General features: G+C 48.9%; 7 protein-coding genes. 5 read left to right on the forward strand and 2 right to left on the reverse strand.

Annotated features, from left to right (window positions below; translation table 11 throughout):
• Positions 1-95: 95 nt before the first annotated feature.
• Positions 96-473 (forward strand): START-like domain-containing protein, encoded by a 378-nt coding sequence (locus ACO08I_RS22720; RefSeq protein ID WP_044216004.1) that lies wholly within the window; start codon positions 96-98, stop codon positions 471-473.
• 12 nt (positions 474-485) lie between these two features.
• Here ACO08I_RS22720 and ACO08I_RS22725 read toward each other — a convergent pair whose 3' ends face one another.
• Positions 486-884 (reverse strand): hypothetical protein, encoded by a 399-nt coding sequence (locus tag ACO08I_RS22725; RefSeq protein WP_282776194.1) that lies wholly within the window; start codon positions 882-884, stop codon positions 486-488.
• A gap of 279 nt (positions 885-1,163) precedes the next feature.
• Here ACO08I_RS22725 and ACO08I_RS22730 point away from each other — a divergent pair, with 279 nt between their 5' ends.
• The 4 genes from ACO08I_RS22730 (at position 1,164) to ACO08I_RS22745 (ending at position 13,234) form a co-directional block, all read left to right on the forward strand.
• Positions 1,164-3,020 carry a zinc-dependent metalloprotease family protein gene (locus ACO08I_RS22730; protein WP_421947189.1) on the forward strand — a complete coding sequence of 619 codons (1,857 nt, stop codon included), beginning with the start codon at positions 1,164-1,166 and terminating at the stop codon, positions 3,018-3,020.
• Positions 3,017-3,610, forward strand: a complete 594-nt coding sequence (locus ACO08I_RS22735) for a hypothetical protein (protein WP_421947190.1) — start codon at positions 3,017-3,019, stop codon at positions 3,608-3,610. The genes ACO08I_RS22730 and ACO08I_RS22735 overlap by 4 nt, the downstream gene beginning before the upstream one ends.
• Before the next feature lie 147 nt (positions 3,611-3,757).
• The gene (locus ACO08I_RS22740; RefSeq protein ID WP_421947191.1) at positions 3,758-6,472 is read left to right on the forward strand and encodes a PD-(D/E)XK nuclease family protein; all 2,715 of its coding nucleotides are present in this window, start codon (positions 3,758-3,760) and stop codon (positions 6,470-6,472) included.
• 369 nt (positions 6,473-6,841) lie between these two features.
• Positions 6,842-13,234, forward strand: a complete 6,393-nt coding sequence (locus ACO08I_RS22745; protein WP_421947192.1) for a T9SS type A sorting domain-containing protein — start codon at positions 6,842-6,844, stop codon at positions 13,232-13,234.
• A 286-nt stretch (positions 13,235-13,520) separates the two neighbouring features.
• Here ACO08I_RS22745 and ACO08I_RS22750 read toward each other — a convergent pair whose 3' ends face one another.
• The gene (locus ACO08I_RS22750; protein ID WP_282776184.1) at positions 13,521-14,123 is read right to left on the reverse strand and encodes a hypothetical protein; all 603 of its coding nucleotides are present in this window, start codon (positions 14,121-14,123) and stop codon (positions 13,521-13,523) included.
• Between the last annotated feature and the right edge of the window lie 123 nt (positions 14,124-14,246).

The following is a 14,246-nucleotide window of genomic DNA, read 5'->3' on the forward strand; positions in this document are numbered from 1 at the left end:
TTGAAGCAAAGCTTGTTGGCACAATCGAATGTTCAACAGGCCTTCCCCCTTCTCCGTCATTCTTCCTGCCTGATTTTCCAATAACCCTACTGCACATGGAAAGAGTTAAATTTACCTTAGAATTCATCTTCAAAGCTTCTCCGGCTATCGTCTACAAGTTCTTTACCACGCCTTCCTGCCTCGTCCGTTGGTTTTGTGATGAAGTAGACATTCAGGGAGAGACCTATACCTTCTCGTGGAGCGGATCCGAAGAAGAAGCCGAACTGATCGAAGACATCGAAAACGAAAAACTTCGCTTTCGGTGGGAGGAGGCAGAAGAAGAAGAATATCTTGAGTTTGATATCTCAAAGTCTCCGGTTACCGGCGAAACCATTTTAGTCATTACGGACTTCTGCGATGACGATGAAGTTGATGATCAAAAGCAGCTTTGGCATAGCCAAATGGAAGACCTGAGAAAGGAAATGGGGGGCTAAACAATCCCCAGCTTAATCTTCTGTTTGCTTATCTTTTTTCAAAAGCGCGAAAAGCAGCAGGATTACTGCGCCCACCAACAGAAGCCCCGCAAGGAAAAAGAAAAAGCCTCCTGCTGAACCGCCAAAAGCAATAACACCCAATACGATACCGCCTACAAGCAGTGCACTCCCTAAAATAAGGCTCAGGGTGCGCTTGCCGGCGTTGTTTCCGGACGCTACCTTTCTTTGTGCCCGTTCTTTCCAACGTTCCACGCGCTTTTCCAATCGCTTTTGTTGCCGGTCAAACTGACGAAGGGTGCGCTGTTCTTTTTGGGACAAAGCTGCCTCCGGAACTGCTACCGCTGCCTGAACCGGAGCAGCGGCTGTTAAGAAAATCAAGCTGATCAGCATAGCAAACAATGAAGTCTTCATGGCTATTTGTGTTATCTTTTCAAATAAAATGGAGGGGGTGAAAAATGGAGGGAATAAGGTCCAAAATAAGAAAAATTACACAGATTCACAGCGCTTTCTTCTGTAGAGAATACGTATATTAAGTTTTAGCCACAATTGTACTGATCCCTAACGAAAGATCAATCAGAATCTTTGTTCTAGATTTTGGTATTTTGTAAAATTAAAACCATGAGAAACATCATTCTTTTAAGCTTTTTAATATTCTACAAAGTTAATGCTTAAGCCGACTTTATCGAACCAATGTCGAAAGACTTATTTCTTTCTGATAACAATCGTGCAGCGTTATTTTATGAGCAGGAAAGCAACCCCAAACATTTAGAGGTAAAGCCTATAAAGATGAATGATCTTTGGAGTTTTCAAAATAATGGCTCATTTGAATTTAGTTTGCCTGACATTGAGGCACCGATTTATGCATTTGCGAAAAGACCAAGACGCTATTCAGATAGGGATTATATTTGGTCAGGAGAAATTTATAGTGAGGAGGGGCAATTATTAGGGGATGTTGTATTTGCTCAAGAAAAAGACAAAAAAATTGGGCGCATAAATATTGGGGACCGCCGGTTTATGATTCGCGATTTGGGTACAGAGTTAGATGATGATCAGGTTCTAATAGGAATAGATAAAGAGAAAGTAGTAGGGCGTTGTTATCAAGATGAAGTTTTTGAAGAGGAAGAAGTTTTAATGGGGCCAAACGATGGTGACAATGAAGAAGTAGAAAGCTGTGATGCAATAATAAGCATATTGATACTTTATTCACAAGAAGTACTCGACGCAGGGATAGACTATGAGCAAGAAGCAATACTTGGGGTAGCTGACCTGAATACTGCCCTTGCCGAATCTGCGATTCCTAATACCAATGTCTCGGCTGAAATTGCAGGGTATGAATTATTGGAGGGGTATGAAGAGATGGGCAACGCGATTGCTGTTCGCAGCCAATTAGAACAAAATCCGAATATTCCAGCCCTTAGAGATGAATATAATGCCGATTTGGTTGTCTTGTTCCAAGTCATGGATTTCTTTTCAGATGGTGTGCAACTAGGCGGAATAGCAATGATAAATGATGGCCGATTTACAGATGGTGTACCAGACGTGAATATGGTTTTTAGTGTGATTGATACAGAAGCTCCGTCAGATATTTTTGCCCATGAAATAGGACACTTACTTGGCTGCCGACATTTAAAGGAAGATGACCCACACGGATTTGCTAATGCTTATGAAATATGCACATTGCCAATATCTGGTGAGGGGCAAAATTTTTGTGCCCAATATATGAGTACTGTCATGGACGGGAACGCTGATGTAAGCAGGGTATTGAGATTTTCTAATCCGGAAGGACTTTATCAGGAATTTGCCACTGGGACAGATGATCATAATAATGCTAGAATGATAGCCCAGACAGCTTGCCCGATTAGTCTATTTGGAGGTATGGTGGAGGGCGGATTTGCAGACCCCCCTTTTAATGCCAATGCCACTGGGCCTTTGTATATTTATCACGATAATATCGGTTCATTTACTTATTCCTCTTACTATGAAGGCTGTCAAGACGGCATTGTTGAGTATCACTGGGAAATTAGCTGGGATCATCAGAATACCTTTCAGACGCTGTCCTATGAGGAAGATGCTATTCTACCGGCTGTAGATGTTCCTCAGAACCAACCGACTGGCTTCATCAGACTGACTGCTAGTTGTACCGAAGAGCCGGATGAGGTTGTCAGGGTATTACAGCTCACTAACTGGAGTGCATGGAATTTGAAAATTGACCCAAACGGAGAGGACTCCTATGCAGTTAGGTCTAGCAGAAGAGTAAAAGCTGGGCGTATATCTGAAACCAGTGATGAAAGTGCTCTAAGTATTTTCCCTAATCCTGTCAAGAATATCCTATACATTGAGTCGGAAACAGTTCCTTTAAATGATTTGTTAGAAGTCAATCTTTATTCCGTTCAAGGTACCAGGTACGATTTCCATAAAAACCTGCTTAGCGAACAATCAACCCAATTAAGCATTGACGTAGGCAGCATGGTTCCTGGATTTTATATCCTGGAGTTAACATCTGCCGAAAGATATTTTCATCTGCCCATAATAATCGTACACCAATGAAAGAGCAGTTATACTTTCTCAATTTGATTCTGTTTTCATTTCTTATAAGCTGTTGCAATGATGATGATATGATGATAAAAGAACCTGATGGCATGGTGGTTGATTGTAGCGAAATGGATTGCTCGACTCAGGAGGATTTTTATGGTGTTGGTGTGATGAATGAGGAGTGTTGGATAGCAGATAATACTGAGTTAGAAATAAACACCCCATCTGCAATGATGTTAGTAAACTTGCGGAAGTATGAATCGAATAGTATAGATGGCTATCTATATTTTATTATTAATAAACTTACGGACTTAAATGATACAATTTGGCTGGGGTTTTCATACAGTAATGTACCCATTCCAAATGTAGCGCGAACTAAATATACTTACCTTGAAGACCATTCTATAGTTGGAGACTTTGATTTTTCTCCCGATGATGAACTGACTTATAATGACTTTTTAATCATTGATTATTTTAATCAAGACACTAGTATCGTAGAGGGGCATTTTCAAGTTCGCTTCCCGCAAAGGAGTGTTAATCATTTCGTCAATGCACCCGATAGTATGAATATCCAATGCGGACGTTTTAGGGTAAGTGAATTTTGAGTATTATTAATTGCGGCTAACAAGGGCTACTCGTCCATACCTCCCTGCGGTCGGCACGGCGTGTAGCCGGGCCGTTACGGGCACTGTGGCGATCCTGTCCCATGCTTATTCGTAAACCTTATTTTACCATTTTAAGCCTTTAAAAAGATGATCGTAACCTTTGGGATGACCCTCGATGATGCGCCCTTGCCCGCCATAAGCACCAATCAGTCCGGTCAGGCAGTATTTGGGCCGCAGGGGCTGGTGCGCTATCTCGAAACCATATTAGGCCTGCCTGACATTCCCAAAGATAACGAGTACCTGCGCATTGAACAGTACCGTCAGCAATTGGGGCATTACCTGCGCTCAGCTCCTGGTGCCTTTTTCAGCGCCTCTTTTCAGACCGACCCTTTCGCCGTAGCTACCGATATGCTTGGGCGGCGGGATGAGTTGATGATGGCGGGCTGGGATTTTGAACGCCACCCCGGGATGCCGGAACGGCTAAAATGTATTGCCGAACTGGAAGCCCGGATAAAAGGCTTGTCCGTAGGGCTGGCCACTGGTTTTGCTGACCGGCTGATCGAAATCATTGCCGAAGTGGAAAAGGGGGAGCTGCCTTTCGAAAAACTAGTCTGCCAGGAACCTCAGGAATTGCTGCCGACTGGGATTCAAAGGCTGCTTGAAGCCCTGTACAGCCAAGGCGTTGAAATGGTTTGGAATGCCCCACCTCAGGCAAATGGAGATAGTGACCTCGCCCGGCTGCAGAGTAGTCTGCTGGCGGATGTGAAGGGCAAACCTGAGAAAGTGCGTTTGAAGGGCGACGGCTCTCTTCTTTTGCTTCAAGGGAAAAGGGATACGGAGCTATCAGCCTATTTTGCCAGTTTGCTGCGTCAGAATGAAAGCTACCGCCCTGCTCTGGTAGTACCCGGTCAGTGTCAGGCCCTGGAGCACGCTCTTTCACAGGAAGGGCTCCCTGAACTGGGGCTGCTTTCGGCTTCTCTGGCCCGCCCAACCCTGCAAGTACTGAAGCTGGCCACGGTTTTTCTCTGGGAGCCGATCGACCCTTATAAAGTCATGGAGTTCGTTTCGTTGGCGGTGAAGCCCCTTGAAAGAGGGCTGGCTAATAAAATTGCCTTGCTGATGGCTGAACGGCCCGGGCTGTTCGGAGAAAAGTGGAGCACTACAATTGCAGCTTATTTTAAAGCACTTGAAGAGGAAGCCTCGGGCAGCCCCAGTGAAGATGACCCGGTGCGGGCAGGGCAGCAGTACAAATTCTGGTTCAAGCGGGATCGGTTTCCGGTATCCGGCCGGGTACCGAAGTCGCAGGCCATCGAGGTTTTCGATTATCTTGCGAACTGGGCGCAGGCCTATACAGAGGGGGAAAACAGCAATAACACTTCCTTCCTGGTATTGGCCGAACAGGCACGCCGGATTAGTGCCCTGCTTTATGCCCTGCCGGAAGAACAGCTGACTGCACTGGAATTGGAACGGGTGGTGCGCACGATTTACGAACCTGCTCCGGTACAGCTCAACCGCCGTGCTCAGGGCTTCCTGCGGTATACCAATAGAGCCGGCAGTGTTACAGGGCCGGTTAGTGACCTGGTTTGGTGGAACTTCGCTCAGGCAGAGAAAGCTTACTTTTTTTCCCGCTGGTACGAGCCGGAACGTCAATACCTTACCAAGGAGGGCATAAAACTCACGGGGCCGGAGCAGGAAAATGCACTGCAGCTATGGCACCGGCTCAGGCCTTTGTTACATGCCACTGACCGGCTGATGCTTGTGGCACCTGAGCACATCAATGGGCAGGAAGTGAACCCGCACCCGATTATGGGAGACCTGGAAGCCCGTTGTGAAGGGCTGGAGCAGATCATTTGTACCCTGGAAGAAGGCGGGCTCGAAAGGTGGTTTGCCCCTCCTGCCACGACTTCCCTGCAGGTGCGTGGGCTCGGTCGCCCGGTACCGTTCATTCATATTATAAAAGGTGCAGGGCATTTGGCTAAGCCGGAAGAAAGGGCATCCTACAGCAGCCTGAGTGATTTGTTTTATTATCCACACAAATGGCTGTTCCGTTACAAGGCGGACCTCCGCCCTTCTGCTCTCCTAAGCATTGTAGATGAGCGGGCGTTGCAGGGCAATCTGGCGCACCGGTTTTTTGAAGAGCTGCTAAAGCAAGAATCGGCCCACCGATGGACGCAGGAGCAGGTAGTCCGCTACCTGGAGTCTATTGAGCAGGAGCTGCTAAAAAAAGAAGGTACCGTATTGCTGATGTACGGCAGAGAGCCGGAGCGGGTCCGTTTTATGGAACTGGTCAAGCGCTCGGCCTGGAATCTGATCCGGCATATTCAGGAAGGTGGCTGGGCCATTGCTGCTACCGAGCAAGCCCTGGAAGGTACTTTTGTGAGCGCTCATCTGAAAGGTTATGCTGACCTGGTGCTCAAGCGAGGCGAAGAGTACTGTATTCTCGATCTCAAATGGTCGGGTATGGGGTACCGGGAGACCCTGTTGCGCAATGAAGAAGATTTACAGTTAGTATTGTACGCTAAGATGCTGGGGCAGGATAGAGGTTGGCCACACACCGCTTTCTACATCATCAATAAAGGGAAGATCCTTGCCCGGAACAATCATGCTTTTAAGGCAGCTGAAGCTATTATGCCTGACACCGATACGGGCGAGGTCAATCAGCGTATTTGGGACCGCATGATCAAAACCTACAACTGGAGATTGGCACAAATCCAAAGCGGGCAGGTAGAAATCCGGTGTGAGGAGACCGCCGCTGACCTCGACGCACACTATGCAGATGCTCCATGGCTGGAAATGCTGGAAATGAAAGCAGAGAATGCCGCTTTCGATGACTATCAGGTGTTGATAAACTTATGTGATTGACCCCCAAATTTCGAACCGGAGCTTTTTTTATAGAAAAAATTATAATAACTTGTCAACGTATTCTGTAAAGAGCGCATTGCTAACGCTTTGGGAAACCTACTCTACGTATTTGCGTATACAAACCTGACGAATGACATGTGTTTTGCAGAATCGTCAGGACAAATTACCCCTCATTTGTTTTTTGATGGATTCATTATTACAGCATCAGTGCTATCTTGCGCAGCACTGAATGATTGAGTTCAGCTATTTCATAATTCCAAAATAACTAACAACTATTTTGGCAGCTGGTAAAAGCCTTTGATTTCAAACTAAAAGAAGCTGGCATCAGATTTGCAGCTGTCAGAATAAAAAGTAAAACCGCAATTATCTATGAAGGTCAAAAGTCTACTACTCGGGATACTGAGCCTGTTGTTCGCGTCCACAACGGCTTGGGCCCAATTCCCGGTCAATTGTATTGATTACGCAACCATTGAGCTGCGTGGAGGAGGAACGGAAATCGTCACCTGTGAAGGTGATGGGCTGGCAGAGACCTACGACTTCTCGACCAGTACCCTGGCGATGCCATTTGGTTTTCTCATCACGGATGAGGACAACACCATCCTGCAGGTAAGCATCGACAACACCCTGAGCTTCGAAGGGCTGGGTGCAGGCAACTTTCGGGTTTGGGCGTTTGCCTGGCTGGGGCAAGTTACCGCAGAGCCCGGACAGAATGCCGAAACGGCTGACCTCGCCTCCATTTGTGGCGCCCTGACCACCAACTTCATTCCGGTGATCAACTTCGTGCCCGATGGAGGAGAAGTATCGCTCTCTGATGGCAGCACATCACAGTTCATTTGCCCGGAAGACGGCATCTCGGACGTGCTGTCCTTTACTTCTACAGGCGATATGACGGCAGGCTATGTTTACCTGCTCACGGACGAGAACAATATTATCATTGAAATCATTGATGGCGACAGCTATGACTTCGACCTTTTGCCGGAAGGCAATTACCGGGTCTGGGGCCTGGCTTACGCCGGAGGCTTGCTGGCTCAGCCCGGAGACGATGCCGCTGCCACACAACTGGCAGAAGAATGCTTTGGGCTTTCTGACAACTTTATTGAGATCGACCGTGCCTTACCTGATGGGGGCACCGTGGCCCTTGAAGATGGCAGTACAGAAGCACTGGTTTGTGTGAATGACGGGCAGGCTGATGTGTTGACCTTCACCAACCAAACCACCGCTACTGCTCCCTATGTTTATGTGGTGACTGATGAGAATAACGTCATCCTAAGTATTGTCAGTGGTGACAGCTTCGACTTTGAAGATGCTCCTGCCGGTATTTGCCGGGTTTGGGGGCTTTCCTATACGGGCAACCTTACCGCAATGGAAGGTATGGATGCTGCCGCAACTGACCTTTCGGACGGTTGCTTCAACCTTTCTGACAACTTTGTCACGGTAGACCGTCAGGAAGCGGATGGCGCTACTGTGCGGCTTGAAGATGGTGGCGATGAGACCTTCGTTTGTGTAGGTGACGGTGTAGCTGATATACTTGGATTTGTCAATACTTCAGCCGGAGCGGACGAATATACCTACCTGATAACAGATACCGATAACAATATCCTTGCGATTGCCCCTTCCGGGAGCTTCGATTTTGAAGGCACCGATGTGGGCGTTTGCCGGGTTTGGGGCCTGGCTTACGGTGGAACACTTCTGGCGGAGGTTGGCGATAACGCCGCTACTGCAGCATTGGCTGATGGCTGCTTTGGCTTATCAGAGAACTTCATCACGGTCCGGCGCGAAGCGGTGGAAGGAGGTACAGTGGCCGCAGTGAGCGGGCTTGACCCCATCATCGTATGCCCTGATGGCACGCCTAATGTGATCGGCTTTGAAACGACGGGTACTTCCACGGGTACTTACGCCTATGTCATCACTACTGATGAGCTAATCATCGTAGACCTGGCAGATGGAGACACTTACGATTTTGATGCACTCGAAGAAGGCACTTACTATGCCTGGGGCCTGGCTTACACCGGCAACCTCACGGCCGGGGCAGGAGATGACGCCTCAGCAGTAATGCTTTCTGATGAGTGTAATGATCTTTCTGATAATTTTGTCACCGTAATTGTGGAAACGCCTAATGGTGGCATCGTAGCCACCGAAGACGGAGAGACCACCGTCTTTACCTGCCCTGGTGATGGGGTGGCAGACGTCATTGAGTTCGATAGCGCCGGTACTTCTCAGGGCGCTTACACCTACGTGATTACGGATGAGAATAATGAAATTCTGGCTTTGCCAGGCGGTGATAGCTTTGATTTTGACGATGCACCTGCCGGTACCTGCCGGGTTTGGGGCCTGGCTTACTCCGGCAACATCACTGCAGCAGTAGGCGATATCGCTTCCGATGTGGAACTGACCGATGAGTGCTTCAGCCTTTCTGAAAACTTCATAACCGTAATTCGTCAAACGCCAGATGGCGGAACGATCAGCCTGGACGGTGGGATAACAGAGGCCTTCACCTGTCCTGGCGATGGCATGGCTGACGTCCTCACTTTTGAGCGCATGGGTACTTACCCTGGTCCTTTTGCCTACGTCATTACAGACGAAGACAATGTGATCCTTGATTTTGTAAACGGTAACAGCTATGACTTTGAGACCAATCAGACTGGGATTGTTCGTGTTTGGGGGGTCGCTTATACGGGAGAGATATCGGCAATGATTGGCGACACCGCTTCCGTAGCAATGCTAAGCGATGATTGCTTTGACCTCTCCGACAACTTCATCACCGTAGTGCGTGAGGTGCCCGTAGGCGGAACTGTGGAGCTGGAAGGCGGTGGTGACCTCGCCTTTATCTGTCCGGATGACAGCCTTTCCAACGTGCTGGCGTTTGACAGTGCAGGCGTGGTAGGGCCTAACTTCATTTATGTGGTTACGGATCAGCAAAACATTATCCTGGATGCCTTCCCGGTGGATGTCTACGACTTCGAGACCAATCAAACCGGTATTGTGCGGGTTTGGGGCCTGGCTTATACAGGCAACCTGATTGCCGAGCCGGGAGACACGGCTTCCACGGCCATGCTTAGCGACGACTGTTTCAGCCTTTCCGAAAACTTTGTGGACGTGATCCGCGAAGTGCCCTTTGGCGGTGAGATTACCACAGAAGATGGTGAAACGACCGTCTACACCTGCCCGGGAGATGGCGTGGCGGATATCGTCTCTGTGGATAGTATCCTAGCTGCAATCACACCATTTACTTATGTGATTACGGATGAGAACAACGTCATCCTGGACTTGCCGGGCGGCGATACCTTCGACTTTGACGGTGCACCGGCTGGTAACTGCCGGATATGGGGCTTGTCCTACGTTGGCAATATCACGGCAGAGGTTGGTGATACCGCGTCTGCTGTTGCACTGGCCGATCAGTGCTTTGATCTTTCTCAGAACTTCATCACTGTGGTTCGCGAAGTGCCGGATGGGGGTACTGTAGCTATGCCAAATGGCGAAACTACGATTTACACCTGTCCTGGTGACGGTATGCCGGATATTATCATGGCGGACAGCACCAACACTTCCGCCGGTTTGTACACCTACGTGATCACAGACGACAACAATATTATTCTGGACTTGCCTTCCGGTGATGCCTTCGACCTGGATGGCGCTCCTGCGGGAACCTGCCGGATTTGGGGCCTGGCCTATACGGGCAACATCACTGCTAATGTAGGCGATGATGCGGCTGCTGTGCCGCTTAGCGATGACTGCTTCGATCTGTCCGACAACTTTATTACCGTGCTTCGGGAGACACCGGAGGGCGGTATGGTTTCGACAACCTCCGGCGCTGAAATGGTGACGACCTGCCCGGGTGATGGCAATGCCGATGTGGTGACTTTTGACAGCACGGGCACGGCCGGCCTGTACATCTACGTATTGACGGATACCAATAATATAATCATTGATTTGATCACCACCGATGCGTTTGATTTTGATGCAGGCGGCATTGGCATCAGCCGTGTTTGGGGCCTGGCGTATACCGGAACCATCACTGCGGTGCCCGGCGATAATGCGGCGGATGTGCCCTTGAGTGACGATTGCTTCGACCTTTCCGATAACTTTGTCACTATAGTCCGCGAAGTGCCGAATGGTGGCATTGTTCGCATCGAAGGCGGTGCAACTGAGCTGTACGTCTGCCCTGGCAATGGCGTGCCTGACATCGTTAACCTTGACAGCGCTGGCGTATCGGGTAGTTTTATTTACCTGCTCACCGATGCGAATGACATCATTCTGACGACCATTACTGAAGATCAGGTAGATTTCGACCCGTTCGCAGAGAATGATTACCGGATTTATGGCTTGGCTTATGCTGGGAACCTGTCCACTATCCTGATTGGAGCAGACGTGAATACCGATGTACTGGCCGATGATTGTTTCACTGTTTCCGATAATTTTGTCTCTATATTCAGTCAGGTGCCGGAAGGCGGTATGGTGGCGACGACAGATGGGGAAACCGAGATCGTAACTTGTCCTGGTGATGGAATGGCGGATGTACTTGTTTTTGACAGCACCGGTACAGCGGGCCCTTACACCTACGTCCTCACTGACGAGAATAATGTAATCCTTGATCTGATAGCGGGCGACAGCTACGATTTTGAGCCACTTGGAGAAGGCGTGGCCCGCGTATGGGGGCTGGCCTACACTGGTAACATCACCGCACAAGTGGGAGATGACGCAGGCGTGGTCGAACTCAGCGATGACTGCTACGACCTTTCCGATAATTTCATTACGATTATCCGGATAGAACCTAATGCTGGTTCTATTGGCACCGTTGCCGGTCCAATAAGCCTTGACCTTTGTGTCGGGGATGGCGTGGCTGATTCTGTGGCCTTTGAAGTTACCGGGGCTTCTGATAATCCCTATGCTTATCTGATTACAGATGAGAACGACTTCCTGGTCAGTGCGATTGATTCGGTTTTTGATTTTGAGAATATTCAGGCCGGCACTTACCGCATCTATGGGGTGTCCTATACCGGGCAGATTTCCGTCCTTCCGGGTGCTAATATCTTCATTGATCCATTGTCTGATGATTGCTACGATCTGACCGGGCAGTTTGTCGAGATCAATGCAGTAGGCGTGGACGGCGGTGTGGTCTTCACTGACTTTGGTATCGGCCAGGATGTAATCAGTATCTGTCAGGGAGACGGTGAGCCTAATGTCATCACATTCTCCAACAGCTCAACAGCAGCGGGTGCTAACTACACCTATGCACTGACGAATGATGCCGGTATCATCCTCGGTTTCGTTCCGGGGGGCAATCAGTTTGACTTTGAGACATCTGGTACAGGAGTAGCAAGGATTTATGGTATTTCCTACACCGGCAACCTGCTGGCAGGCCCGGGTCAGGTGGTCACCAATATTCAGCTTTCTGATGGCTGTGCAGACCTTTCGGACAACTTTGTTACCGTCCTGAGAGATGCGCCCGAGGGCGGAAGCCTCACCACAGGTACTGGCGAAACCGATATCCTGGTTTGCCTTGGCCCAACGGATGGTACGGTGGAGTTCGTAACCACAAGCGGTTCCTTCAACAGCTACCTCTACCTGCTTACGGATGTTAACAACATCGTCATTGATACGGTCGAAGGCAATAGCTTCAACTTTGCTCAATTGCCGGAAGGCGTATTCCGCATCTGGGGCTTGTCCTACAGTGGTTTGCTCAATGATCTTTTCGGAGAGGACGCCGCTGCCATCGAGCTTTCGACGAGCTGCTACGAACTTTCCGATAACTTCCTGACGATCACCCGTGGCCCTGCTGTGGACGGCGGTGTGCTTTCTGAAGTAGGCGGTACAGATACCGTGTATATCTGCCCTGGCGGTAATGCACCCGACTTTGTGGTGGTGTCCACAACAAGTCAGGATCCGATCTATCGGTATATCATCACAAATCAGAACAATCAGGTCATCGTGGATGACATCGAGATTGATGTGATTGACTTTGAGGGTGCGATGCCGGGTATCTACCACATTTGGGGCGTGAGCCTGGAAGGGGATCTGAGCCTCAACTTTGGCAATGAAATCCCAACTACGCCTGCATCAACAGACTGTTTCGAATACTCTGAGAACTTTATTACTGTAGTTTATGAAGGGCCGGAAGCAGGCACCATATTCACCAATAGCGGTGAAGACGAAGTAACAGTTACAGTAGGAGATACCATGCCTGACTTGCTGTCCTTCATCAACGTGGGAGCAAGTCAGAATGTGCCTTATCTGTATCTGATTACAGATACCGACAATCATATCCTGGATATTTCTGTTGACGGGACCTATGATTTCGAGAACACCTCAGTGGGCGTAAGCCGGATTTGGGGGCTTTCCTACACCGGTGAGCTGTTTGCGTTCCCGGGCAGTAATGCCGGTACCGACATGCTGAGCGAAGATTGCTGGGACCTTTCCGGCAACTTTATAACGGTAAACCGGGTAGAGGCACCGACTCTAGGCGAGCTAACGGTGGAGCGTACAGCCGGGCCTGATGCTATCCTCAGTCTGGCGGCGGCACCAAATCCAGCCACACAGTTCCTGAACGTACAGTTCCACCTCGAAGAGGCGGCGGCTCCGCAGAGTATCCTCCGGGTGCTGAACAGTCAGGGGCAACTCGTGGAGACGGTACGCGTAGAAACCGCTAAGGGCACTAACAACCACACCTTTGAGGTGGCCAACTGGGTCCCAGGCTTGTACGTACTGCACCTGCAAAATGGCGATGCTGCCAAAGCCGTTAAGGTGATGGTCGGCGGCCGTTAAACGGATTAAATCAATGAAATGAAAAAGCCGGTATCAGAGCAATTTGATACCGGCTTTTTATTGGCAGAATGATATGTGTTTTAGGGCTCTGTAAAGTACAGAATAACGGGTTGTCCAGGACGGCTTTTGAGGCAGCTCTTCATTAGACCCCGGGATTAACGTAGTGCTGCAAAATGCGGGACAGGCTCACCGCCTCCTCTTGTCTTAGTGCCTATGTACAGCACATATGTTGATCAGCATCAGAATTCGTTCCCACCAGCCCCAAAACTTTAAACCTGGCAAAGTATTAGAAGTTGTAAGTCAGCCCAAATCGGAACTCAACTGGAAGGCGCGCAAGGTTCTCCGGAGCATTAACATTATAGAGCAGATAAATATCATAGCCCCAAATACCATTGCCGTCATTATAGCCTGCTCCTATAAAGGCATTATCTCGTACAGTTCTCCCGGTAGCAAGTTCGTTGATAGTACTATTGTTTAAGTCCACAAACTCCTCGTTAACTGCTCCATATTCGAGATGAAGAAAGAAGCTTCTGAAGAGTTTATAACGGGTAAATGCTCCTATGCCATAGTCCCATAAGTTGGCTGAGGCAGTTGTAGCAGGTGTTGTTTGCCTGCGGTAGGTGGTGTATATCAGGGAGAAGCGCGGCCCTACAGAGAAGTTATCGGTAATTTTATAGCCAACTAGTGGCGAGACGCCTAAGGTGAAGGCACTTTCAAAACCGTTATTTAGAAAGTTGAAAACGAAGCCCCCCCCATACCAAAGCCGGTGCGTAAACCCCTGGCTTTCATCAAAGTAGCGGTCCGTGTCGCTGCGTTGTGCGGTAGCAGTAGTTTGGGCGATAGCTAACAGCATAAACACAGGAAGGGCAAATTGCAATATCTTTTTCATAAGTGGCAGTTTTTGCAAGGTTGATCAGTTGATAAAAATAAACAAACAGTCGGGTCCTTTGTCTAAAGTTGTAAAATGAGCCTTGTTTCGTTGGACCGGGCAGCAAAACTAGCTAATAGACTA

The organism is Phaeodactylibacter xiamenensis (assembly GCF_965229835.1).
GTDB lineage: Bacteria > Bacteroidota > Bacteroidia > Chitinophagales > Saprospiraceae > Phaeodactylibacter > Phaeodactylibacter xiamenensis.

Bases quoted from the DNA above. Each gene is read 5' to 3' on its own strand.
- ACO08I_RS22735 (WP_421947190.1), top strand. From the start codon at position 3,017: ATGAAAGAGCAGTTATACTTTCTCAATTTGATTCTGTTTTCATTTCTT.
- ACO08I_RS22725 (WP_282776194.1), bottom strand. From the start codon at position 884: ATGAAGACTTCATTGTTTGCTATGCTGATCAGCTTGATTTTCTTAACA.
- ACO08I_RS22740 (WP_421947191.1), top strand. From the start codon at position 3,758: ATGATCGTAACCTTTGGGATGACCCTCGATGATGCGCCCTTGCCCGCC.
- ACO08I_RS22750 (WP_282776184.1), bottom strand. From the start codon at position 14,123: ATGAAAAAGATATTGCAATTTGCCCTTCCTGTGTTTATGCTGTTAGCT.
- ACO08I_RS22720 (WP_044216004.1), top strand. From the start codon at position 96: ATGGAAAGAGTTAAATTTACCTTAGAATTCATCTTCAAAGCTTCTCCG.
- ACO08I_RS22730 (WP_421947189.1), top strand. From the start codon at position 1,164: ATGTCGAAAGACTTATTTCTTTCTGATAACAATCGTGCAGCGTTATTT.
- ACO08I_RS22745 (WP_421947192.1), top strand. From the start codon at position 6,842: ATGAAGGTCAAAAGTCTACTACTCGGGATACTGAGCCTGTTGTTCGCG.